Genomic DNA, 21,247 nt, shown 5'->3' on the forward strand with positions numbered 1-21,247 from the left:
AGACAGCATCGTCATGAGCACAAAGTAGGGTGAAGCATTAGCCAGATAGTGCAGTTAAATTTGCATTATCTGGTTTTTTTATTTACGGAGGAATATTTCGTGATGGATAGCAGCAAAAGGAGAATTTATATTCGTGTAGAATATATATGCGGATATACCTTTTGGGGTAGAATAATTTTTCATGTGTGTCTTGAATCACGTATCAATACATATATTACTAGTATGATATGTCCAACTGCAAGAAACCTTGTCTTTAACATATTTTTGATATAATAGATCTTAATACCATAGGATATGGAAATTGGGCGGCGATTTATTATTCTGACAAGTTAAATCTTGTCCATTATTATGTTATATTATATATAAAGTATATATATTTTTTACTGTTTTGAATAGGAGGAAATTGGATGACCAAGGTGCTCAATGTTGGGCTCGATGTGGGTTCTACGACTGTTAAAATGATTATTCTCAGTCCTGAACAAGGCATTGTCTATAAACAATATTTGAGGCACTTTTCGAATATCAAAGATACTGTTCTTTCGATGCTAGAAGATGCAAAGCCCATTTTAGATGGACAACTTATGACGATGATGATTGCCGGTTCAGGCGGTTTTAATTTAGCCAAGAAATTAGGGATTCCCTTCGTCCAGGAGGTCATTGCCGGAACTGCGGCGGTTAAGAAGATGATCCCTCAGACTGACGTTGCCATTGAGCTGGGAGGAGAAGACGCTAAAATCACCTATTTTGGCGAATCTATTGAACAAAGAATGAACGGAACCTGTGCGGGTGGTACGGGAGCCTTTATTGATCAAATGGCTTCCTTGCTTCAAGTCGATGCGGAAGGGTTAAATGAGCTGGCCAAGAATTATAAGACCATTTATCCCATCGCCTCACGGTGCGGGGTTTTTGCCAAAACGGATGTGCAGCCTCTGTTGAATGAAGGGGCCGCCAAGGAAGACGTTGCTGTTTCGGTTCTGCAGGCCGTTGTCAATCAAACGATTACGGCCTTGGCCCAAGGCCGCCCGATTCGTGGCAGAGTAGCCTTTCTCGGAGGACCTTTGTTCTTCCTGTCCGAGTTACGCCAACGCTTTATCGAGACGTTAAAACTGGAAGGAGATTATGCTGTTTTTCCTGAGGATGCTCAATACTTTGTAGCCATCGGAGCCGCTTTGGTAGCTCGGGATGAGCAGGCATTCCCCTCCCAGACTGTTTATGATAACGCACCTCATATTAATAGCATCACTCAGGATGAAAAGGCCATTGCCGAGCCCCTTTTTGCTGATCAAGCAGAATATGAGGCTTTCCGGGAGAGGCATGCACGCCATAAGGTAAACCGTAAAGATCCTCAGGGGTATACAGGTCATGCTTATCTGGGTATCGATGCCGGCTCGACCACCACCAAGGTTGCCTTAATCGATGATGAGGGTGGACTGCTGTATTCCTATTATGGCAGCAACCTGGGCAGCCCCCTGGAATCAACCATAGGTGCTCTGAAAGAGATGTATTCCCAATTGAATCCTGGCATCACTATCCGCAATTCCACGGTAACAGGCTATGGAGAGCAGCTGATTAAAACGGCGCTTAAAGTGGATATTGGGGAGATCGAGACGGTTGCCCATGCTAAAGCGGCTGATTTTTTCCTGCCCGGTGTTAATTTTGTTCTGGATATCGGCGGTCAGGATATGAAAAGCCTGGTGATTAAAAATGGAGTCATCGATTCCATCATGCTCAATGAGGCCTGCTCTTCCGGGTGTGGATCCTTCGTGGAGACCTTTGCCAATTCGCTCAATATGGATGTTAAGGAATTTGCCCGGATTGGCCTGGAATCTCAAAACGCGGTGGATCTGGGGACACGCTGCACTGTATTTATGAATTCCAAAGTGAAGCAGGCCCAAAAAGAAGGGGCAACAGTCAGCGATATATCCGCCGGGATCTCCATGTCCGTGATTAAAAACGCCTTATTTAAGGTTATTCGCTTGCGCAACACAGAAGAGTTGGGTGAAAAAATTGTTGTTCAGGGTGGAACATTTTATAACGAGGCCGTCCTGCGTTCTTTGGAGAAATTGCTGGGCAGGGAAGTGGTCCGCCCCGATATCGCCGGAATTATGGGAGCTTTTGGAGCAGCGCTGATCGCTAAAGAACGCTGTGACTTAGGCCATAAAACAGAGCTGTTGCCGGCGGAACAGCTGGAATCCTTCGCCACGGAAACGACCATGAAACGCTGCGGCTTATGTGGGAATAACTGCTTGCTTACGGTCAAGCATTTTTCCAACGGCGAGAATTTCATTTCAGGAAACCGCTGTGAGCGGGGAGCCGGCCAGGAAAAGGTTAAGACGGAACTTCCTAACCTGTACGATTATAAATACCAAAGGGTATTTCGTTATAAGCCTTTGTCCGCCCAGGAAGCCTCGCGCGGGGTGATCGGCATTCCCCGGGTTCTGAATATTTATGAGGACTATCCTTTCTGGTACACCTTTTTTACGGAATTAGGCTATCGGGTGGTTCTATCCGGCCGTTCGACTAAAGCCCTTTATGAATCAGGGATGGATACCATTCCTTCGGAATCGGAATGCTTCCCCGCTAAGCTGGTCCACGGTCATATTGTGGATTTGGTGAAAAAAGGGGTTAAGAAAATATTCTACCCCTCGATTCCCTTTAATGTTAAGGAAGACTCAGAAGCCAACAACCATTTCAACTGCCCGATTGTCACCTCCTACCCGGAAACGATCCGTGCCAATATGGATATCCTCAAGGAAGAAAACATTACCTTTTATCAGCCTTTTTTGCCTATTGACAGTCCTAAGCATATGCGGAAACGCCTCATCGAGGAATTGTCGAAAAGGGAAGGTTTAACGCCACGGGAAATCGCGCAGGCTATGGACAAGGCTTATGGGGAATTGGCGAACTATAAAAAGGATGTCCGGCAAAAAGGAGAAGAGGCTCTTCACTATATGGAGACTCATGGCAGCAAGGGGATTGTCCTGGCTGGGCGGCCCTATCACATTGATCCCGAGATTCACCACGGCATCCCTGAGCTATTGCAAGGCTTTGGCCTGGTCGTGATTTCTGAAGACGCTATCCGCCATATGACGAACCCGGAGCGCCCTATGCGCGTGGTGGATCAGTGGATGTATCATACCCGGCTCTATGCTGCGGCTCAGTTTGTCGCCGCTAAACCCGATTTGGAGCTGATCCAGTTAAATTCCTTTGGCTGCGGTCTGGACGCCGTAACCACCGATCAAGTTTCGGAAATATTAGAGCGTTATGGTAAAATATATACAGTTCTGAAGATCGATGAGATCACCAATCTGGGAGCGGCCCGGATTCGCATTCGCTCTTTGCTGGCAGCTGTCCAGGAGCGGGATAAGCGCAATTTCAGACCCGAGAAGCTTTATGATCCGGAAGGCCGGGTGATCTTTACGGAAGAGATGAAGAAAAACTACACGATTATTGCCCCGCAGATGGCGCCCCATCAGTTCCAATTCTTAAAAACTGGCTTTGAAAAGGCGGGCTATAGGATTGAGGTTCTCCCTTCAGTTGACCGGGGAGCCATTGATGAAGGATTGAAGCATGTTCATAACGATGCCTGTTATCCGACCATCATCGTGGTCGGGCAGCTGTTGGAAGCTTTGAAATCAGGTAAGTATGATTTGAACCGGACCGCTGTGCTCATTTCCCAAACAGGCGGCGGGTGCCGGGCTACCAACTATATCGCCTTCATTCGCAAGGCTCTGAAAGACACAAGTATGGACCAGGTTCCGGTTATTTCTTTGAACGCTTCCGGGCTGGAAGCCAACCCCGGCTTTAAGATCACAGCGAAGATGCTTCCCGATCTGCTTTGGGGAATTGTCTATGGTGATCTGCTGATGAATGTCCTTCATCGTGTCCGCCCCTATGAGAAGGTTCCCGGCTCCGCCAACGCTCTCTATGATCAGTGGGTGGAGAAATGCCAGGAGGCCTTGAGGCGAGGGGACAAGAAGGAGATTAAAGCCAATATTTATAAAATCGTCGCGGACTTCGACAGCCTTGAAATTTATGAGGACCGGGTCAAACCCAAAGTAGGCATCGTCGGCGAGATTCTCGTCAAATATCATCCTACGGCTAATAATAATCTGGTGGAACTCCTGGAGGCAGAAGGAGCAGAAGTCACTCAACCGGATTTAATGGGCTTCCTGCTTTATTGCGCCTATTGCTATAAAATTAAATTTGACGTTTTGTCAGGCAGTTTTAAAGCTATGTTTAATGGTATGTTGACAGTCAAGGTCATGGAGTATTACCGTAAGGATATGCGCAAAGCTTTGGCCGCCAGCCGGCGGTTCACCCCTCCCGCTGCCATCGAAGAGATTGCCCGCAGCGCTGAGGAGCATATCTCCTTGGCCAATCAGACAGGAGAAGGCTGGTATCTGACCGGAGAGATGGTGGAGCTCCTCCACAGTGGGGTCATGAATATCGCTTGCCTGCAGCCTTTTGGCTGCCTGCCCAACCATATCATCGGCAAAGGAATGATTCGCTCCCTGCGCCGCTCCTACCCTAAAGCCAATATTGCCGTCATCGACTATGATCCTGGAGCCAGTGAAGTCAATCAATTGAACCGGATCAAATTGATGCTGTCTGTTGCCAAAGAGAATATGAAGACTGGGGAAGTTGCTAAGTAGCAAACGAAAAAGGTTATCAATCAAAAGGCTGTTCTTTATACTCGTGATAATAGAACAGCCTTTTCTTAAAGGAGGGCCTATGGCAAGCGCAACTACCATTATGAACAGTGAATCTTTGTATCAGGAACGATTAACTCGTTATCTGACGGCAATGGCAGGCAAAAAACCCGATAAAGTGCCTATTCGTCTGCAACTGAGTGAATTCATGGCCAAATATGCGGGATTAGAGCTTCAGGAAGTCTACTATGATTTGGATAAAAATATTGAAGCGGCGGACAAAATCCTCGCCGATTTTGATGTGGACGTGATCATGGGAGGCCCAAGTCTATGGTGGGGAACCCTGCATGATGCGGTAGGTGCCAAATACTTAAAATTCGCCGGCCGTCAGCTTGCTCCCAATCAACAGTTTCAATTTGTGGAAAAAGAATATATGGTTGCCGAGGATTATGATGCCTTCATAGCGAATCCGACTCAATGGATTCTGGAGTCTTTTTTACCCAGGATCCATAGTGAATTTTCTGAACCGGGGTCTTTTCGTGCCAATCTCGCCTTGATTAAAGGGGCGGCGGGAATGGTGATGGTGAACGAGAGAAATAAACAGGCAGTCGCTCATTGGGCAAAAGATTATGGGATGCCTCTGGGGGTCTCGGGTATGGTCAAGGCGCCCTTTGATACCTTAGGAGACACCCTGCGGGGGCTGAAGGGTATTATGAGGGATTTACGGAAACGCCCGGAAAAAATTCTCTCTGCTTTGGAGGTTCTCGTACCTCATAATATCTATTACGGCCTGGCGACTTCAGAAGGAGAACGCCTGCTGCCTGTTTTCCTGCCTCTGCACCGGGGCAGTTATCCCTTCTTGAACCCTCATGAGTGGGATACCTTTTATTGGCCCCCTCTGAAAAAAGTGATCGAGGGTCTTTGGGCCCAGGGCAAGCGAACCATGTTTTACGCTGAAGGAAACTGGAATCCCTATTTGGAAAGGATTTCCGAACTGCCTGCAGCCAGTATTGTTTTTCATGTGGATCAGACGGATATAGCGAAAGCTAAAGGGGTGCTTGGCCATAAGTTCTGCATCAGCGGCAATGTCCCTAATTCCCTGATGGCCTATGGGTCACCCGCCCAGGTCAGTGACTATGTCAAGGGTCTCCTGCACGATTATGCGGCAGATGGTGGCTTTATTATGGATACAGCCGGGATTATGCAGACAGATGTGAAGGTGGAAAATGTCATCGCTTTGATAGAAACCACACGCCAGTATGGAGTGTACACATAAGTGTTGCTGAGTACTAAAGAGAGGAGACTTAGTATGTCAGAAGAGGACAAGGTTCCTAGTATTTCGCCAGGCACTTGTCTCCCCTGGGAGCAGGTCCTTAAGGATTATGGTCCCCCCTCCGGGGATGAATCCCTCATCAGAGATCAGTGGGAACAGCTGGATGCCTTTGCCTATCTCTATCTTTGGTGGTGGGTACAAAGATGAGTTCATAAAAAGGGTTTATGCCAATTAATCCCGAATAGATTAAGCAAATAGTCATTCTTTTTCCAAGTGAGATCTAGATCAGAATTTAAAGCAAGGTGTTCGTATATGAATGAAGAACAGTTTATAGATAAAAATTCTGTCATCCCTATCTATTATCAGCTGGCCAAGCTTCTCGAAAGTCAAATCCTGCGCGGAGAACTCAAACCGGGTGAAGCTCTGCCTACGGAGACAGAGATTGCCAATCGCTTTGAAATTAGCCGGATGACTGTACGACGGGCCATTGCAGAGTTGATCACGGCAGGCATGGTTCACGCTCAGCAGGGAAAGGGGACCTTTGTCTCCCCGCCGAAGTTGAACAATGTTGTGTTTGAGTTGAATAATTTCAATCAAGAAATTAAAGACTTTGGCTTAAAACTGAGCACCACTCTATTAGGCGCTCATATCGTTCGGGCTGATGAGAGATTAATGAGGATTTTTCAATTGGATAGCAGCACAACCCGTCTCTTGTATTTTCGTACGGTAGTCTCTGCTGAGGATGAACGTCTCGCTTATGAGAGAAAGTATACTATTTATTCGAAAAGCAAGCCGATTTTGGAGTCCAATCTCCAAGACCCGACCCTTTCCGGGCTGGTAACGGCCAATAATGACGTTCTGCCTGTAAGTACCAAAAAAGTACTGCAGGTATCGGTGACCACTGCCGAGGAAGCAGCAATCCTCGGAATTGGGGTCAATGCCCCTGTCTTTGTGATTGAAGAAACTCTATATGATCTGGAAAATAAACCGGTAGGGTGGAGCAAATCCATCTATCGCGGTGACCGCTATCAATTGACGGGCTATGATGGGTGGCTGAGAAAGGATAATCATGGAGGGATTAATCTTGGATGACCAATTACTTAACGCCCTTGCCGATCTCGATGAAGAAAAAACCATAAACCTGGTCAAGGAATATCTCAGCAAAGGGGTCTCTCCCTTAAAAGTGGTTGAATTATGCCAGCAGGGAGTGGAGGTTGTGGGTAAACGCTATTGCAACGGCGAGTATTACCTATCGGATCTCATTATGTCTGAGGAAATATTAAAAGAGGTCATGGTGATTCTGGAACCACTGATTACAAGCGATATTCCTTCCAATGGCATGACCATTATCCTAGGCACCATTGAAGGAGATATCCACGATCTGGGCAAGAACATTATCCACTATATGTTAAAATCTTCAGGCTTTAAAGTCGTCGATCTAGGGGTGGATGTAGCCCCGGAAACCTTTGTCCAGGCCGTAAATCAAACAAAAGCTCCAGTTCTGGGGATCAGTGTTTTATTATCCTTTTGCGTGAGTGCGGTAAAAAAGGTTGTGGATTTATTGGTGGAGTCGGGTTTGCGCGATCAAGTAAAAATCATTGTGGGAGGATATCCGGTCAACGAAATTGTCAAGGATTACACCGGGGTGGACTATTATACCAATGATATCACCAAACTCTTCGAGATCTGTCAGATGCTCAAGGATGAATTGCCAATACCGGAGGAGACGTCTTAAGATGATGAATCAAGCGCTTAGTCTGCTTAAACGCTATTTCGGTTATTCTCAATTCCGCAAAGGTCAAGATAAGGTGATTCATAGTTTGCTCCAATCCTCAGATACTGTGGCGATTATGCCTACAGGGGCCGGAAAATCGTTATCCTACCAAATTCCAGCCCTGCTTTTTGATGGCGTTACCCTGGTCATTTCCCCCCTGATCTCCCTGATGAAAGACCAAGTGGATTCCCTGCATGAGGCAGGTGTTCCTGCCACCTTTATCAACAGTTCTCTATCGATGCAGGAAGTCTGGGAGAGGATCAACAAAGCCCGCCAGGGGAGATATAAGCTCCTTTATATTGCTCCGGAACGCCTGGAGGCTGAGAGCTTCTTAACCCTGTTAGAATCCTTGACCATCTCCTTTGTGGCTGTGGATGAGGCCCATTGTGTCTCCCAATGGGGGCATGATTTCCGTCCCAGTTACCGAAAGATCGGCGCTTTTGTGGAATCCCTTCCCCATCGTCCCATCATAGGGGCCTTTACCGCTACGGCGACCCAAGAGGTCAGAGAAGATATCGTGAGTCTTTTAACACTTGAGAGTCCTCAAGTATTTGTAACGGGGTTTGATCGCCCTAATCTGAAGTTTTCCACCTTGAAGGGAGAAAATAAAAAGGTCTTTATATCCACCTATTGTCTCCAGCATCGCAGCGAGTCGGGCATTATTTACGCGGCAACCCGCAAGGAAGTGGATCAGCTGCAAACTTATCTGAAAAGCAAAGGGCTTTTAGTCGGCAAATATCATGCCGGAATGAGCGACCTGGACCGGCAAAAAGCTCAGGAAGCTTTTCTATATGACAAAACCCCTCTGATGGTGGCTACCAATGCCTTTGGCATGGGGATCGATAAGTCCAATGTGCGGTTTGTTATTCATTACAATATGCCGAAAAACATGGAGGCTTATTATCAGGAGGCGGGAAGAGCGGGACGGGACGGAGAACCGGCTGAGTGCATCCTGCTCTTTGCTCCCCAGGATGTGGTGCTGCAGCGGTATTTGATCGATAATAACACCTTTAACCCGGAGCGGAAGGTTAATGAACATAAAAAACTTCAGGACATGGCGGATTATTGTCATACGGCCCGTTGTTTGCGCAAGGAAATCCTGGAGTATTTCGGGGAAACCGAGATCCCGGCGGAGTGCGGGAACTGCGGCAATTGCACTGATGATTGGGATGTTGTTGATATTACAGTGGATACTCAGAAGATTCTCTCCTGTGTCCTGCGCATGGGGGAGCGTTTCGGGGTTAACCTGGTGGCGGAAGTTCTCAAAGGTTCCGGCAATAAGAAAATCATGGACTTTCGCTTCCATCAGTTGAGTACTTACGGGCTGATGAGCAAGCGCACGATTCAAGAGATTAAAGATCAGATCAACTACCTCATTGCCGAAGATTATTTGCGCTTGTCCACTGGAGAATATCCTGTGGTTAAGTGCGGCAGGAAAGCGGCACCGGTCCTGAAAGGGAATGAACAAGTATTGCAAAAGGTTCTGCGCAAAGCAAAGCTTCAGGAAGAGGAGAGCCTCACTTTATTTGACTACCTGAGAGGCTTGCGCCGGGAAGCGGCAGCTAAGGAAGGCTTGCCGCCGTATATGATTTTTCCCGATAGCACCTTAAGAGAAATGGCCGAATCCTGCCCTCGCAACCGCGCAGAGTTCCTGCGGCTGGGTGGGGTAGGGGAGAAAAAGCTGGAGAAGTACGGGGATATTTTCCTCCAAGGGATTCAGGAATTTTTCGGGAAGCAGGGGATAAATCCCCCTGAGACCATGGCAAGAACCCTGGCAAAGCCCCCACTAGAGAAGGCACCTGAGTCACAGCCTGAACCGGCGGGACTGGAGGAGTCCCAGAAAAGTGAGAGCAAAATCCCCAGTCATCTGATCACCTATCGGCTCTATCAGGAAGGGAAATCCCTGGAGGAGATTGCCAAGCTTAGAAGTTATAAGCTGATCACTCTGCAGGACCATCTTCTGCGCGCTTTCAAGGAAGGGCAGCCCATCTCCTGGAGCGACTTTATTCCTGAGGATCAGGAACAGCTGATCCTGGCCGCCATTCAACAAGTAGGCATGGAAAAGCTGCGGCCGATCAAAGATGCTTTGCCGGCCGAGGTGGATTGGATGGCGATTAAATCGGTGATTGCCAAGAATTTCGGCACTTAGCCGTGAATCAAGATCAACTCATGGAGCGGATTGGCTGGTTGGAAACATCCTGTTTCCAACCTTTCTCTGTTGCGATCCTTTCGCGAAGTTTGGTATTCCCTGGCCTAAAGCCACCCACACTACTACTTTCCGATAAAACAGGCTATAATGAACAATACTACCATCACGGGCAGTGCCTTTGGCAAAGCCTGGTTAATGAATAAAAGAAGAGGATATAACGAATATGGATAATATGGAAAGACCAGAGTCCTTTCAAGAATTAGGAATCCAGGCAGAGCTTGTGGAAGCCCTCGCGAAAGAGGGGATAGTTCAGCCTACCGAGATCCAAAAGAGCACCATACCGCTCATTCTAAGCAACCGGGATGTTGCAGGCCAATCGGAAACCGGGTCGGGGAAGACCTTAGCCTATCTCCTGCCTGTTTTGCAAAAGATCGACCGGAATAAACGAGAGAATCAGGTATTGGTTCTTACCCCTACTCATGAACTGGCCTTGCAGGTTCAGCGGCAAATCCAGGATTTATCCCGGCATTTGGCTGCAACGATTACTTCCGCAGCCATAATTGGCAATGTTAATATCGCGCGGCAAATTGAGAAACTGAAGGAGAAGCCCCATATTATTGTAGGCTCTGCCGGCCGCATTCTGGAGCTTATCCAGAAAAGGAAGATATCGGCTCAATCTCTCAAGACCATTGTGCTTGATGAAGCCGATCAATTGCTTGATGAAAGAAATATCCAGACAGTCAAAGCTGTATTAAAGACGGCCTATAAGGACAGCCAGATCCTTTTGTTTTCGGCGACTCTATCTCAGGATGCCATAGAGCAGGCTGCCGGCTTTCTTAAGGATCCTGCAGTCCAGAGAATAACGATGAAGGCCACGGTTGTGCCGACGATTATTCATCAGCATTTTATGTGTGAGCAACGAGATAAACTGGAGCTTCTGCGTAAGCTGGTCCGGCATCTGGAGCCTGGGCGGGCTTTAATCTTTATCAATAAAACTGAAGAGATTGAGAAAACGGTGGAAAGGCTCAGCTATCATGGTTTGGATGCGGTGGCTATATCAGGAGCTTCTCAAAAGGAGAACCGCCGTCAAGCCATGGCGGATTTCCGCGCAGGGAAAACACAGCTGTTAGTGGCTTCTGATCTGGCGGCCAGAGGTCTTGATATTAAAAATATCACCCATATCTTTAATCTCGATATTCCGGAGGAGCCCCAACTTTACTTGCACCGGGTGGGTAGAACCGGACGAGCAGGACAGAGTGGGGTGGCTGTATCACTGGTAACTCAAAGAGAACTCCCTTTGTTGCATAAGATCGAAAATAGCTTGAAAATATCAATCCCATTGCGGAGACTGTCTTTCGGCAAAGTGATCAGTGAGAAAGAAGAGAAGGGACAGCAAACCAGGACCAGAACAAAGGCAGGGGCAGGGACTAAGACCGAGACTAAAGCAAAGGCAAAGCCCGAGGCTAAGACAAAGACTGAGGCTAAAGCTAAGACAAAGACCGGGGTTAAGGCTAAGACCAAGCCGCACAAAGCCAAAGCTCAACTTTATAAGTAATTCTTAGAAGCTCCTTATGAGAAGTCATAGGGGGCTTTTTTACGGAATTATAGGATACAACTCAGATAACATGTGGTAAAAGTGGGAAAAATAAGGGAATATTAATATTTCGTTAAGAATTTTTTATAAATAGTTAAGAAAAGCATGATAGGATACACAATATAAGAAGGAATTACCCTAATTTTAACATAGATGTAGAAATTTATTTTCAAATGCCGGATAGAGAAGAAAGAATATAAAAGCTGGGGAGAAGGTGTAAAGAATATGGTGGATATGGATATTGATGAAACCATAGGAGTAACCTTTGCAGAATCCCACTTTCCTGAAGTCAGGGAGCTTATGTACCAAACGATAAACCTAGGTTTTTTCAGCCCGCCCAGTGTGGAATTGCTTAAAGCTATCATTGAAGAGAAGCTGTTTGAGTCTTTACCATTGGAAATCAATAGAGAAGGCTTCCAACAAGGTCTCGCTCTGTTAAGAGCTTGGTTTGCTTCCCTTGATGAGCGGAATCTGGAAGACAGGGCAGCACAATTGAATGAGGACTATAATAAGCTGTTTGTTGATCCTTGCCAACTGCTTGCTCCACCTTGGGAGTCTGTTTACCGCACTGAGGAAAGAGCAACCGCTGACCTTACCACCCTGAAGGTGCGGGAGTTCTATGGCCGCCATGGCTTGGCATATGTACTGAAACACAAGGAGCCGGAGGATCATTACAGCGTAGAGCTGGAATTTATGGCTGAATTAATACGCCGTCAGTCTTATTATTTAAGGACAGGAATTGTCAAGGAAGCACTTTATTTGTTCAAAGAGCAGCAAAGATTCTTAGAGGAACACCTATTAAAGTGGAGTTTAGACTTTACTTTAAGCGTGATCCAGAATGCGCACACAGAGTATTTTCAGGGGATGGCTCTATTAGCTCACGAGTTTCTGATGTGGGATTATGACCTGTTGACGAGAAAGGGCTCTTGAAAGTTAAATTTCAAAGAGCCCTTTTATGCTTGGCTTATATCATTAATGTTTTGGCTATCTGAGTCAGATATCCTTTGACAGGTCAAAGTCTTTGGGATAAGTTCTATCGATTTTCAACTCCCGCAGATACTTGCCATCTTCCCGTACTTCCATGACATTGGAGGAGATGCCGATTTCAATATCAAGGTCCTTGAGGAGCTTGATCTGACTGACGTGGAATTCCAGATAATTATAATCGGCATTGAATTGGGATTGGGTCACGTTTTTCTTTTTGAATATTTTCTTGACTTTAGAAATATCCTCGCCGAAGACTTTTGCCGATTTAAAGAAATAGTCTCTTGGGGAAAAGAACATAAGCGAGGACACTTTTTGTCCGTAATTTTGCTGATAGATTTGTCCGGTTTGTTTATTCTCTAAAGAACAGTAGTGGACGCCCAGCTGCAGCTTTTCTTCCAGGGCGAAGGCCATTAAATCCAGGCATTCTAGTTCGCTGCGGGAGATGGGCAGCCCGCCGGCATACCAATAGTCGTAAAGGACTTTAAAGGGAGGGTTTTTCACCTTATAACCCCGTTTTATAAACTCATCGGCATTGTTAAAGGGAAAACAAAACTCCAAGAGATTAATGCCGGAGATGCCGATGCGGTCGAGTTCAAGGAGAACTTCCTTCATTTCGGCAAAGCTTCCCGGCAAAACAGGCATTTCTACCATAACATCGGGGATAAATTCCTTGCTTAAAGCAATCCTCTCATAGACTTCCTGCTTGAGGCGTTCAGGGTCTTCCATTTTAATGCTGAAACGAATTTCACGGAGACCAGCGTCTTTGAGGTCCTGAAGGATTTCCCGGTCGAGAAAATCTCCGGAAGTATAGAGACGGGTATGGGTTTTGGGGGATTTTTCCTTAGCCAGACGGAAAAAATCCAGCATTTCTTTTTTATGCAACAGGGGTTCTCCTCCTGTTAAAGCCAAGTGAGTTAATTTAGGGCCGTGTTTGAGATGTTGAGTGAGCTCACTTACCAGATCTCTTTTGTTATGAGTGAAATGTTCGTAATCCTCCTGATTGGGATTAAAACAAAAATAACAGTTACGGTGACACATCAGGGAGACATACATTGTCACTGTGCCGACACCTTTTTGACAGGCTTCACAGGCTGAGGAGATCCAGGTGTTGACGATACTTTTATCAGAGTTACGGAAAACTCCCTGCATTTGCTTGATTTTTTCCAGTTTGGCGGCGGTCTCTTTTTCAAGGTTTTCATCCAGGGCCATGCCCGTTTGCTTGATTTGATCAATAAAATGATCATAGACCCGGGCATAAATCTGAGCATACTGGGAGAACTCCGGGTTTCTGATTTGAGAAAGGTTTTGCTTAGTCGTTTCGATGATCATACATAACTCCTTTTTACGAAAAAATCCTTAGTTTAAGGTGAGCAGGGACTGCCTTTATTAACACATTATAACCTTCTTGTTATTTCATTGCAAAAGGTGCACATATACCCTAAAATGAGTGATAAGTACATTTTTCGCAGATAGGAGAGAATGCCTTACATGAAAGAATTTGCCAAGAAAGTAGCGGTAACACTGCTTGTTATCATAGCCTTTATTTTGATTCCCTTGGTTGCTTATTATGCTTTGCCTCATTTTGCTCCCTTTATCTTTGCTCTGGTGTTTGCTCTGCTTTTGGAACCTTTCAATCAATGGCTCATGAAATGGCCGAAGATCAATCGGCCTGTTGCCGCTAATATTTCCTATTTTGTGTTTCTGGGCGGCTTCCTGCTGCTGGCGTATTTCTTGATTACCAAGATCACAAGTGAGGCTTATGAATTAATCAAGTTCATCCAACGCAATATCCCTAATATCCAGTTTTGGTTTAATGATGCTAATCAGCGCATTAATGAATTGATCATGGTGTTGCCCCCTGAGATGGTGGCACAGATCAATCAAACGATTACCGGCTTTGCCAACCAATTATCCAGTATCAATTTACTGTCCACCTGGGGGGCCCAAACCATATCCATAACGGCGTCTATTCCCATCTTTTTCATTACCTTACTCATCTTCTTTATTGCTCTTTATATGATTAATTTGAATCTGCATCATATTAGTCAACGCTTTTTTTCCTATTTCAAGAAGGAGTCGAAGCCCAAGGCAATTGCTGTGCTCTCGGATTTGCGCAATGCGACCATTGGCTTTCTAAAGGCTCAAGTGGTGTTGAGCACCTTCACCTATATTGTGAGCCTCGGGGGGCTCTTGATCTTAGACATGCGTTATGCCTTGGTATTGGCGCTTTTGATTGTGATTGTCGATATTTTACCCATCCTCGGCACAGGCTCCGTTCTCGTTCCCTGGGGAATCGTCTTAATTACTCTGGGGGATATTTTCAGCGGCCTTGGTCTGATTCTTCTCTTTATTGTGATCACAGTATTGCGCAAGATTATTGAACCGAAAATTCTCGGGGAAAGAATTGGTCTGGGTCCTTTATCAACGTTGATTTCTATTTGGGTAGGCTTCAAGGTGATGGGAGTTTTAGGTGTCTTCCTGGCACCGCTGCTGATCATTTTCTATAAAGCTTTAGTCAAAGCAAAGGTAATCCAATATCGTTTCAGCATTTAGCCGGATTCATTCCGGCTTCGCTTTTATTATTATGGAGCAAGTTTATTAATGCTAATAGTTAGTTTATACTTTATTTAGAATCTGTTTACGAAAAGTCAAGACACGAAGGTTAGAATAAAGCTAAGGGAAGCTTCCACAAAGTAAAAGGAGGAATCAATGTGAAATTAAAAAAGAAAACAGCAATCATTGCCGGTTTTACCATAGGCGCTTTGCTGTTTGCCACCACAGCCTTTGCCGATATCGTCAGCAAAAGCGGCTATGATCAACTCAAGGATGGCATAAAGATGACTGCGGAAAAGGCCGGCAGCGAGTATAGCAATTATACTATTGAAATGACCGCAGTACTTAAAGCTGATGGAAAAGTCCTGCAATCCGAAAGCTCGGTAGAGAAAACTGATCGGATCAAGAATGCTACGGAAAGTACCAATACTTCTGAGGACTTCCAAGGCCAGGTGTTCAATCATTATTATTATAATGACAATAACACCACGATTCGCAAAAGTAAGGGTGACAACAAGATCTATGTGGGGGAATATCCGGAGGGACGGAATTTTCAGGCCTTTGATAATCCTTTTGCCGAAGACGAGTTTGAAGATGTGGAACGGATCATCGATGCCGTCGTGGGAAGTCTGAAAGATCATGTGATTGTCAAGGAAAATCCCGACGGCTCAAAGGAATTGTCAGGATCTCTTTCGGAAATGCAGATTCCTACCTTGATCAATGCCGTATCCTCCTTTGCAATCAAGCAAGAATTTCATGATTCCAGAATGGAGAATGGCTGGCCACGGATGACCAAAGATATCGCCGTGAAGGAAGTGACAGGCTCCGCCAACATTGATGAAGCAGGAGCATTGCAGAATCTGCTGGCTCAGGCAACCATAACCGGTAAAGATGCGGACGGTCAGGTTCATGAGTTGACTGTCGAAGTTTTGGGCACTATTAAAGATATCAATACTACTGTTGTCACAAAACCGGATCTTACCGGCCAGGAAGTGGTCAAAGATATCATTAAGGATCGCAATGTGATGAGCAATCCTCAGAAATTTGTGGGGACCTTTAAGAATGATATCATTACGGAAAAAGACGGACGACTGGTGAAAGCCGGGGAGAGAATCCTGGAGATCACCAATATTGATCAAAATGGCATCACCGGCCGCTATCAGGAAGTATATAAAGCGGACTACGTAAGCTCAGTCAATAAGAGCGAAGACTTTACCTTTAATGCGAAGTTCTTAAGTGAGGATATGCGTGACGCAAGCTTTGAAGGCTCCGCCGGAGAGGGAAGCAACAGGGAAGGGCATATTTACCTTGATAACTATATGGGTAAAATAAACTTCTATATCAATAACGATTATTCGAATATGAACCTGATGTATGACTCAACCTTTAATCCGGTTTTGGAATAATTAGCGCAAAATAGCTTGAGCTGCCGGAGTGGGACTCCGGCAGCTCCTTTAGGGGCTTCATTTGGAGGTTAGCATATGGAAAAAGTCATTGAGATTCAAAATCTCACGAAGCTTTATAAGAATGGTCGTGGTATCAACGATCTCAGTCTGGATATTTATGAAGGTGAGATCTTCGGTTTTCTTGGTCCCAATGGCGCAGGGAAGACCACGGCCATGAAAATTATGACAGGATTGATCGCTCCGGATCGGGGTGATGTTAAGATATTTGGTTACAGTATACTGGAAGAGTATGAAAAAGCAATGGCTCATGTGGGCTGTATCATTGAAATACCGGAGACCTATCCTTATCTCAGCGCTTACGATAATCTCAGACAACTGGCCCGGTTTTATCCGGATGTGGATGGGCAACGAATCGAAGAAGTCCTGGAATTAACGGGAATGCTCCGCTATAAGAATGAGAAGCCGAAACGGTTCTCTCTGGGTATGAAACAACGCCTGGGACTTTCGGCGGCCATTCTGTCCCGGCCTAAAGTGGTTATTCTTGATGAGCCTTTAAACGGTCTTGATGTCGAAGGAATGATCGATATCCGCAAGTTGATTTTATATTTGGCCGAACAGGAGCGGACCACTTTTTTTATCTCCAGTCATTTAATTCACGATGTGGAATTAACCTGTAACAAGATTGGCGTTATTTATAACGGGATGCTTCTCAATGTTCAGACCACTGAAGATATTCTAAAAAATTACGCCACCCTGGAGAATTATTTTGTGAGTGAGGTAGAGCGCAATGGCCGTGTTTCAAGCAGCATTAATCAATGAACTTGAGAAATTACGCAAGAAAAAGAAAGTAATGGTGGCGGTTATTCTTTCTTTGCTGGTGATTGTCGTAGGGCAGCTTTTGGTCTTAGGGGTTCGCTTAGGGTTTGGTATTCGCGGAGCAGGCAGCGCGGATTTTTCCATGCTGGTCCTGTCGGTGGCTGTTAATACTCTTCTGCCTCTCTTTGCGGCCTTGGTAGCCATTGACAGCTTCTCCGGAGAGTTTGCTCAAAATACCATGCGTATAACCTTGACAAGGCCTGTGAGCCGTTTTAAGCTGTTTTCAGCGAAAGTATCGGCTATCGGTATCTTTATCTTAGCCAATCTGGGTCTCTTGCTGCTCTTTTCTTTATTGGCAGGGTTTGTATTTGACGGCGGTACGATGAGTTTCAAAGGGATATGGCAAAGCACACTCTCCTATACAGTAAGCTTTATTCCTTTATTTGTATTGGCCTTAGGCATCGTTTTCCTTGCTAATGTTCTGAAGAGCGGTATTTCGGTTTTTTTCGTATCGATTTTAGCCTTCATTCTTTTTAAAGGCCTGGGCATGCTTTTTTCTCAATATTCCGGAATTCTTCTGACATCCTATTTTGATTGGTATAATCTTTGGTTGGCCAACTCATTTCCCCTGATGAAGATAATACGGCAATTCCTCTTGATGTTGGGATATGCTCTGCTGTTTTTTACAGGAGCCTACTATCTTTTTGACAAAAAAGAATTTTAAGGTGACAGGATGAATCTGAAAGGACGACTTATTTCAGCCAATGCTTTAACCGTAATCCTCCCGGTGATGATTACGGTTATTAGCGCTATGGCTTATATTTATATTGCCGGCAAGCTGGCGGATACAGAGCAGGCCATTCACAATACTCAGGAGGTTGCTCAGCTGACTATGGAATTAGTGGGCCGTGAGAATAGTGTTCTTCGCCAAAATCCTGAGAAAATCAAGGACAGCTCCTTTCAAAAGGAGCTCCAGGCGCGGATGGATATCCTGGATGGTGAAGTCGTGGTGCTGGAAGGGGAAAGGGTGCTTTTTTCCTCCCACAACTTAACGGCCATCGATGTAGTTAAATTGAAGAAACCGGCGATACAATTCCGCAGTGCCCGGGTGGATTTGGGAACCCAGTCTTACACTGTTCAGTCCTTTGATGTATCTCGTGACGAGGCGCAAGCGGAGAAGCAAACTACCCTCTATCTCCTTGTTCCGATCAATCCGGCCTCCTTTGATATGACGAATTTTTTAATCTTTAGCGGCTTGGTATTTCTTTTGTCTTTTATCGGCGCCAATGCCATTGCCTCCTACTATTTTTCTTTGCGAATTCTTACCCCCCTTAACAACCTGCAGAAAGCGGCCATGGAAATCACTTTAGGCAATTTGGATTATGAAATCGTCGAAGAAGGGGACCAAGAGGTGCGGGAACTATGCCGCGACCTTGAGCGCATGCGTATTCAGTTAAAGAATTCTGTGCATACCCAGCTTAAGTATGAGGATAACCGCAAGATGCTCATATCCAGTATTTCTCACGACTTAAAGACCCCGGTGACCTCCATTAAAGGCTATGTGGAAGGGCTGTTGGACGGTATTGCCAATTCTCCGGAAAAGAAAGAAAAATACTTAAAGACGATTTACCGCAAGGCGGAGCAAGTGGATACTATGATCGACGACTTGCTGCTCTATGCCAAACTGGATCTTAACCAAATTCCCTTTAGTTTTGAAAAAACCAACATCGGGGAATTTTTAGATGACGGACTTCAGGAAATAGAACCGGAGATGGAGAGAAACGGGATTAAAATTCTCTTTGAATCTGAGCTTACCTCAGCTCAGGAAATTCCCCTGGATCGGGAACGCATGATGCGGGTCATTCTGAATATCATCGATAATTCCCGTAAGTATATGGATAAAGAAGAGGGTGTCATCACCCTATCCTTGCGGGAAACCCATTCCAGCGTCATCATCGAAATTAAGGATAATGGCCGGGGGATACCGAAAAAAGATGTGGCTCAGATCTTTGAGCGGTTTTATCGCTCGGATACGGCCCGCACTGAAATCAAAGGCAGCGGCCTGGGTCTGGCTATCGCCAAACAGATTGTGGAAGGGCATGAAGGCCGGATATGGGCTGTCAGCCGGGAAGGCAAGGGGACCAGTGTGCTTATCTCGCTGCCTCGGGGTGAAGCGTAAGTTGCCTTTCGCGCCTTTCGGGTCTGAGGGGGGAGTCTCCAGGATTTTGCTTTACATCGGTCGCTCCATAAGCTGCGCGGACAAAACTAACGCTCAAAGCACTCCGCTCCCTTTTGTAAAGCAAAATCCTTGGGCTGCTTTTCGGGCTTTAGGCTTGAGAAAGCCGTTGAAGGATAAGACTTGAGAAGGTGTTACGGGATAAAGCCCCCGACGGTTTTTGCAGCTTTCGCCGATGCCGCTGGCGGCATGACCGGCGGCTCCCAGAAGAGTCCTGAGAAGGTCCCAAAAGGCCCAAAATGTGAGCTGGAAAAGACCTGCAAGCCGTAGCTTTGCACACAAAAGGGAACGGCTTTAGCGGAGGAGCGGTCAGGTCAACGAGGCTTTCTTAACGTAGCGCAGCCACGGTTCACATGCAGAAAACAGCGGGGTTTGGCGAAGCTGTTAAGAAAGCGAGTTGATCAGCTCCGGAGCTATGGAGTGACCGTTGTGGGTAAAGCTACGCGACCCAGAAATTTTTCTCATAAGAATACCCAAGGATTCAGGGGAGAATACTCAAGGATTCAGGGGAGAATACTCAAGGAGGGCCAAACATGAAACGCATTTTAATCGTCGAGGATGACTCCAGTATTGCCGAGCTGGAAAGAGATTATCTGGAGGTGGCAGGTTTTGATGTCACTCTCTCCACGGACGGAGTAGAAGGGTTGAGAGCTATCCAGAACAATGAATTCGACTTAATCATTCTCGATATCATGCTGCCCGGCTTAGATGGACTGGAGATTCTCAAGAGTATGAAAGAGGATAAGGATATTCCCGTTTTATTGGTCTCAGCCAAAAAAGAGGAGATCGATAAGATCAAAGGTTTAAGCCTGGGAGCTGATGACTATATCACGAAGCCCTTCAGTCCGGGGGAGCTGGTGGCCCGGGTCAAAGCCCATATTGAAAATTATGAACGGCTTAAAGAACGCTTTAATGCGGGGATCAAAAAGCGCCAATCCATTACCATCCGGGGGCTGAAAATCGAAAAAGACTCACGGCGAGTCTTTGTTAACCATCAGGAAGTGAACCTTGCCCAGAAAGAATTTGACTTGCTGTTATATTTAGCGCAAAACCCCAACCGGGTTTTTGGCAGGGAAGAGCTTTTTGAGCGGATCTGGGGATTGGAATCATTAGGAGATTCGGCAACGGTTACTGTGCATATTGCCCGGATTCGCGAGAAAACGGAGATAGACCCTTCCAAGCCCCAATATATTGAAACCGTCTGGGGAGCAGGCTATCGTTTTCGAGTTTAGCTTTCCCTTTCTTTGCGATACTTAAGGGGAGTGGTTCCCAAATGCTGTTTAAATGCCTTGATAAAGTAATTAGGGTTATTGTAGCCCAGAGCAAGGGCGATATCGAGAATGGATAATTCAGTTTCCAGCAACAGCTGTTTACCTTGTTCAATGCGCAGCTCGTTGACGAATTTGGTGTAGGTCGTACCCATATGATGCTTAAACAGCTTGCAAAAATAGGATTTGTTGAGATTGAGATGCTCGGTGACCCTTTCCAGGCTTAATTCTTCGTTGAGGTTTTGATAAGTAAAATCGACGGCTTTTTTTACATGAGGACTATAAACCGGTGGGTTTATAGTTCTTTTTTTGTCCATGAGCGCCTCCTTTTAACCCGTTTAGTTCAAATAAGAAAAGTACATAACTTCACCTGGGAAAAACAAATTTAGTTAAGATTTTTAGGGATGAGTGATGATATAGTCTTAAACAAGCGTTAATGACAATGATAATTATTATCACTAATTTCTTTGAATATACCAAATTGCAATTGCCAACGTCAAGAAAAAAAGTGAGCTATTCGCCAGAAAATTTGACCCATT

Annotated in this window: 16 protein-coding genes; 14 read left to right on the forward strand and 2 right to left on the reverse strand. The window is 45.7% G+C overall.

From position 1 onward, the window contains the following. Nucleotides 1–407 precede the first annotated feature (407 nt). From DESLBE_RS02050 to DESLBE_RS02080, 8 genes are all read left to right on the forward strand, one after another. Nucleotides 408–4,655, forward strand: coding sequence for a 2-hydroxyacyl-CoA dehydratase (locus DESLBE_RS02050; protein ID WP_144674954.1), 4,248 nt, complete (start codon nt 408–410; stop codon nt 4,653–4,655). A 79-nt stretch (nt 4,656–4,734) separates the two neighbouring features. Beyond that, nucleotides 4,735–5,928, forward strand: coding sequence for a uroporphyrinogen decarboxylase family protein (locus DESLBE_RS02055; protein ID WP_144674955.1), 1,194 nt, complete (start codon nt 4,735–4,737; stop codon nt 5,926–5,928). Between the two features lie 33 nt (nt 5,929–5,961). Continuing rightward, nucleotides 5,962–6,132 carry a hypothetical protein gene (locus DESLBE_RS26445; RefSeq protein WP_015944300.1) on the forward strand — a complete coding sequence of 57 codons (171 nt, stop codon included), beginning with the start codon at nt 5,962–5,964 and terminating at the stop codon, nt 6,130–6,132. Nucleotides 6,133–6,237: 105 nt separating this feature from the next. Next, complete coding sequence (locus DESLBE_RS02060) at nt 6,238–7,017, forward strand: GntR family transcriptional regulator (RefSeq protein ID WP_144674956.1); 780 nt, start codon at nt 6,238–6,240, stop codon at nt 7,015–7,017. Continuing rightward, nucleotides 7,010–7,660: a cobalamin-dependent protein gene (locus DESLBE_RS02065; RefSeq protein WP_011459878.1), complete on the forward strand. Its 651-nt coding sequence runs from the start codon at nt 7,010–7,012 to the stop codon at nt 7,658–7,660. Before DESLBE_RS02060 ends, DESLBE_RS02065 begins: the two co-directional genes overlap by 8 nt. Before the next feature lies 1 nt (nt 7,661). Then, nucleotides 7,662–9,848 (forward strand): DNA helicase RecQ, encoded by a 2,187-nt coding sequence (recQ, locus tag DESLBE_RS02070; protein ID WP_144674957.1) that lies wholly within the window; start codon nt 7,662–7,664, stop codon nt 9,846–9,848. A gap of 223 nt (nt 9,849–10,071) precedes the next feature. Beyond that, nucleotides 10,072–11,403, forward strand: coding sequence for a DEAD/DEAH box helicase (locus tag DESLBE_RS02075; protein WP_018211597.1), 1,332 nt, complete (start codon nt 10,072–10,074; stop codon nt 11,401–11,403). 264 nt (nt 11,404–11,667) lie between these two features. Further along, a complete protein-coding gene (locus tag DESLBE_RS02080) occupies nt 11,668–12,372 on the forward strand; it encodes a molecular chaperone TorD family protein (RefSeq protein ID WP_018211598.1) in 705 nt (234 codons plus the stop codon). Nucleotides 12,373–12,435: 63 nt separating this feature from the next. On the opposite strand, the gene DESLBE_RS02085 is transcribed toward DESLBE_RS02080, so the two are convergent. Continuing rightward, entirely contained in the window at nt 12,436–13,758 is a 1,323-nt protein-coding gene (locus tag DESLBE_RS02085; RefSeq protein WP_144674958.1) for a radical SAM protein, read from the reverse strand. Between the two features lie 159 nt (nt 13,759–13,917). Between DESLBE_RS02085 and ytvI the strand changes: the two genes are divergently transcribed. The 6 genes from ytvI (at nt 13,918) to DESLBE_RS02115 (ending at nt 20,672) form a co-directional block, all read left to right on the forward strand. Then, nucleotides 13,918–14,982 carry a sporulation integral membrane protein YtvI gene (gene ytvI / locus DESLBE_RS02090; protein ID WP_015944296.1) on the forward strand — a complete coding sequence of 355 codons (1,065 nt, stop codon included), beginning with the start codon at nt 13,918–13,920 and terminating at the stop codon, nt 14,980–14,982. Nucleotides 14,983–15,140: 158 nt separating this feature from the next. Further along, nucleotides 15,141–16,388, forward strand: a complete 1,248-nt coding sequence (locus tag DESLBE_RS02095) for a hypothetical protein (protein WP_018211600.1) — start codon at nt 15,141–15,143, stop codon at nt 16,386–16,388. Between the two features lie 75 nt (nt 16,389–16,463). Further along, complete coding sequence (locus DESLBE_RS02100) at nt 16,464–17,207, forward strand: ABC transporter ATP-binding protein (RefSeq protein ID WP_144674959.1); 744 nt, start codon at nt 16,464–16,466, stop codon at nt 17,205–17,207. Beyond that, nucleotides 17,176–17,928: an ABC transporter permease gene (locus DESLBE_RS02105; protein ID WP_005812189.1), complete on the forward strand. Its 753-nt coding sequence runs from the start codon at nt 17,176–17,178 to the stop codon at nt 17,926–17,928. The genes DESLBE_RS02100 and DESLBE_RS02105 overlap by 32 nt, the downstream gene beginning before the upstream one ends. Nucleotides 17,929–17,937: 9 nt before the next feature. Further along, nucleotides 17,938–19,383, forward strand: coding sequence for a HAMP domain-containing sensor histidine kinase (locus DESLBE_RS02110; RefSeq protein ID WP_144674960.1), 1,446 nt, complete (start codon nt 17,938–17,940; stop codon nt 19,381–19,383). Nucleotides 19,384–19,973: 590 nt separating this feature from the next. Then, on the forward strand, nt 19,974–20,672 hold the full coding sequence (locus DESLBE_RS02115; protein ID WP_011459873.1) for a response regulator transcription factor: 699 nt from the start codon (nt 19,974–19,976) through the stop codon (nt 20,670–20,672). Here the strand turns inward: DESLBE_RS02115 and DESLBE_RS02120 are convergent. After that, a complete protein-coding gene (locus DESLBE_RS02120; RefSeq protein WP_005812196.1) occupies nt 20,669–21,025 on the reverse strand; it encodes a helix-turn-helix transcriptional regulator in 357 nt (118 codons plus the stop codon). The two genes, DESLBE_RS02115 and DESLBE_RS02120, sit on opposite strands and share 4 nt — an antisense overlap. Nucleotides 21,026–21,247 lie beyond the last annotated feature (222 nt).

The sequence above is a fragment of the Desulfitobacterium sp. LBE genome, from assembly GCF_007830365.1.
GTDB classification, from domain to species: Bacteria; Bacillota; Desulfitobacteriia; order Desulfitobacteriales; family Desulfitobacteriaceae; genus Desulfitobacterium; species Desulfitobacterium hafniense.

Excerpts from the sequence above, each read along its gene's own strand:
- DESLBE_RS02050 (WP_144674954.1), top strand. The coding sequence starts at position 408 with ATGACCAAGGTGCTCAATGTTGGGCTCGATGTGGGTTCTACGACTGTT.
- DESLBE_RS02055 (WP_144674955.1), top strand. The coding sequence starts at position 4,735 with ATGGCAAGCGCAACTACCATTATGAACAGTGAATCTTTGTATCAGGAA.
- DESLBE_RS26445 (WP_015944300.1), top strand. The coding sequence starts at position 5,962 with ATGTCAGAAGAGGACAAGGTTCCTAGTATTTCGCCAGGCACTTGTCTC.
- DESLBE_RS02060 (WP_144674956.1), top strand. The coding sequence starts at position 6,238 with ATGAATGAAGAACAGTTTATAGATAAAAATTCTGTCATCCCTATCTAT.
- recQ (WP_144674957.1), top strand. The coding sequence starts at position 7,662 with ATGATGAATCAAGCGCTTAGTCTGCTTAAACGCTATTTCGGTTATTCT.
- DESLBE_RS02075 (WP_018211597.1), top strand. The coding sequence starts at position 10,072 with ATGGATAATATGGAAAGACCAGAGTCCTTTCAAGAATTAGGAATCCAG.
- DESLBE_RS02080 (WP_018211598.1), top strand. The coding sequence starts at position 11,668 with ATGGTGGATATGGATATTGATGAAACCATAGGAGTAACCTTTGCAGAA.
- DESLBE_RS02085 (WP_144674958.1), bottom strand. The coding sequence starts at position 13,758 with ATGATCATCGAAACGACTAAGCAAAACCTTTCTCAAATCAGAAACCCG.
- ytvI (WP_015944296.1), top strand. The coding sequence starts at position 13,918 with ATGAAAGAATTTGCCAAGAAAGTAGCGGTAACACTGCTTGTTATCATA.
- DESLBE_RS02100 (WP_144674959.1), top strand. The coding sequence starts at position 16,464 with ATGGAAAAAGTCATTGAGATTCAAAATCTCACGAAGCTTTATAAGAAT.
- DESLBE_RS02105 (WP_005812189.1), top strand. The coding sequence starts at position 17,176 with ATGGCCGTGTTTCAAGCAGCATTAATCAATGAACTTGAGAAATTACGC.
- DESLBE_RS02110 (WP_144674960.1), top strand. The coding sequence starts at position 17,938 with ATGAATCTGAAAGGACGACTTATTTCAGCCAATGCTTTAACCGTAATC.
- DESLBE_RS02115 (WP_011459873.1), top strand. The coding sequence starts at position 19,974 with ATGAAACGCATTTTAATCGTCGAGGATGACTCCAGTATTGCCGAGCTG.
- DESLBE_RS02120 (WP_005812196.1), bottom strand. The coding sequence starts at position 21,025 with ATGGACAAAAAAAGAACTATAAACCCACCGGTTTATAGTCCTCATGTA.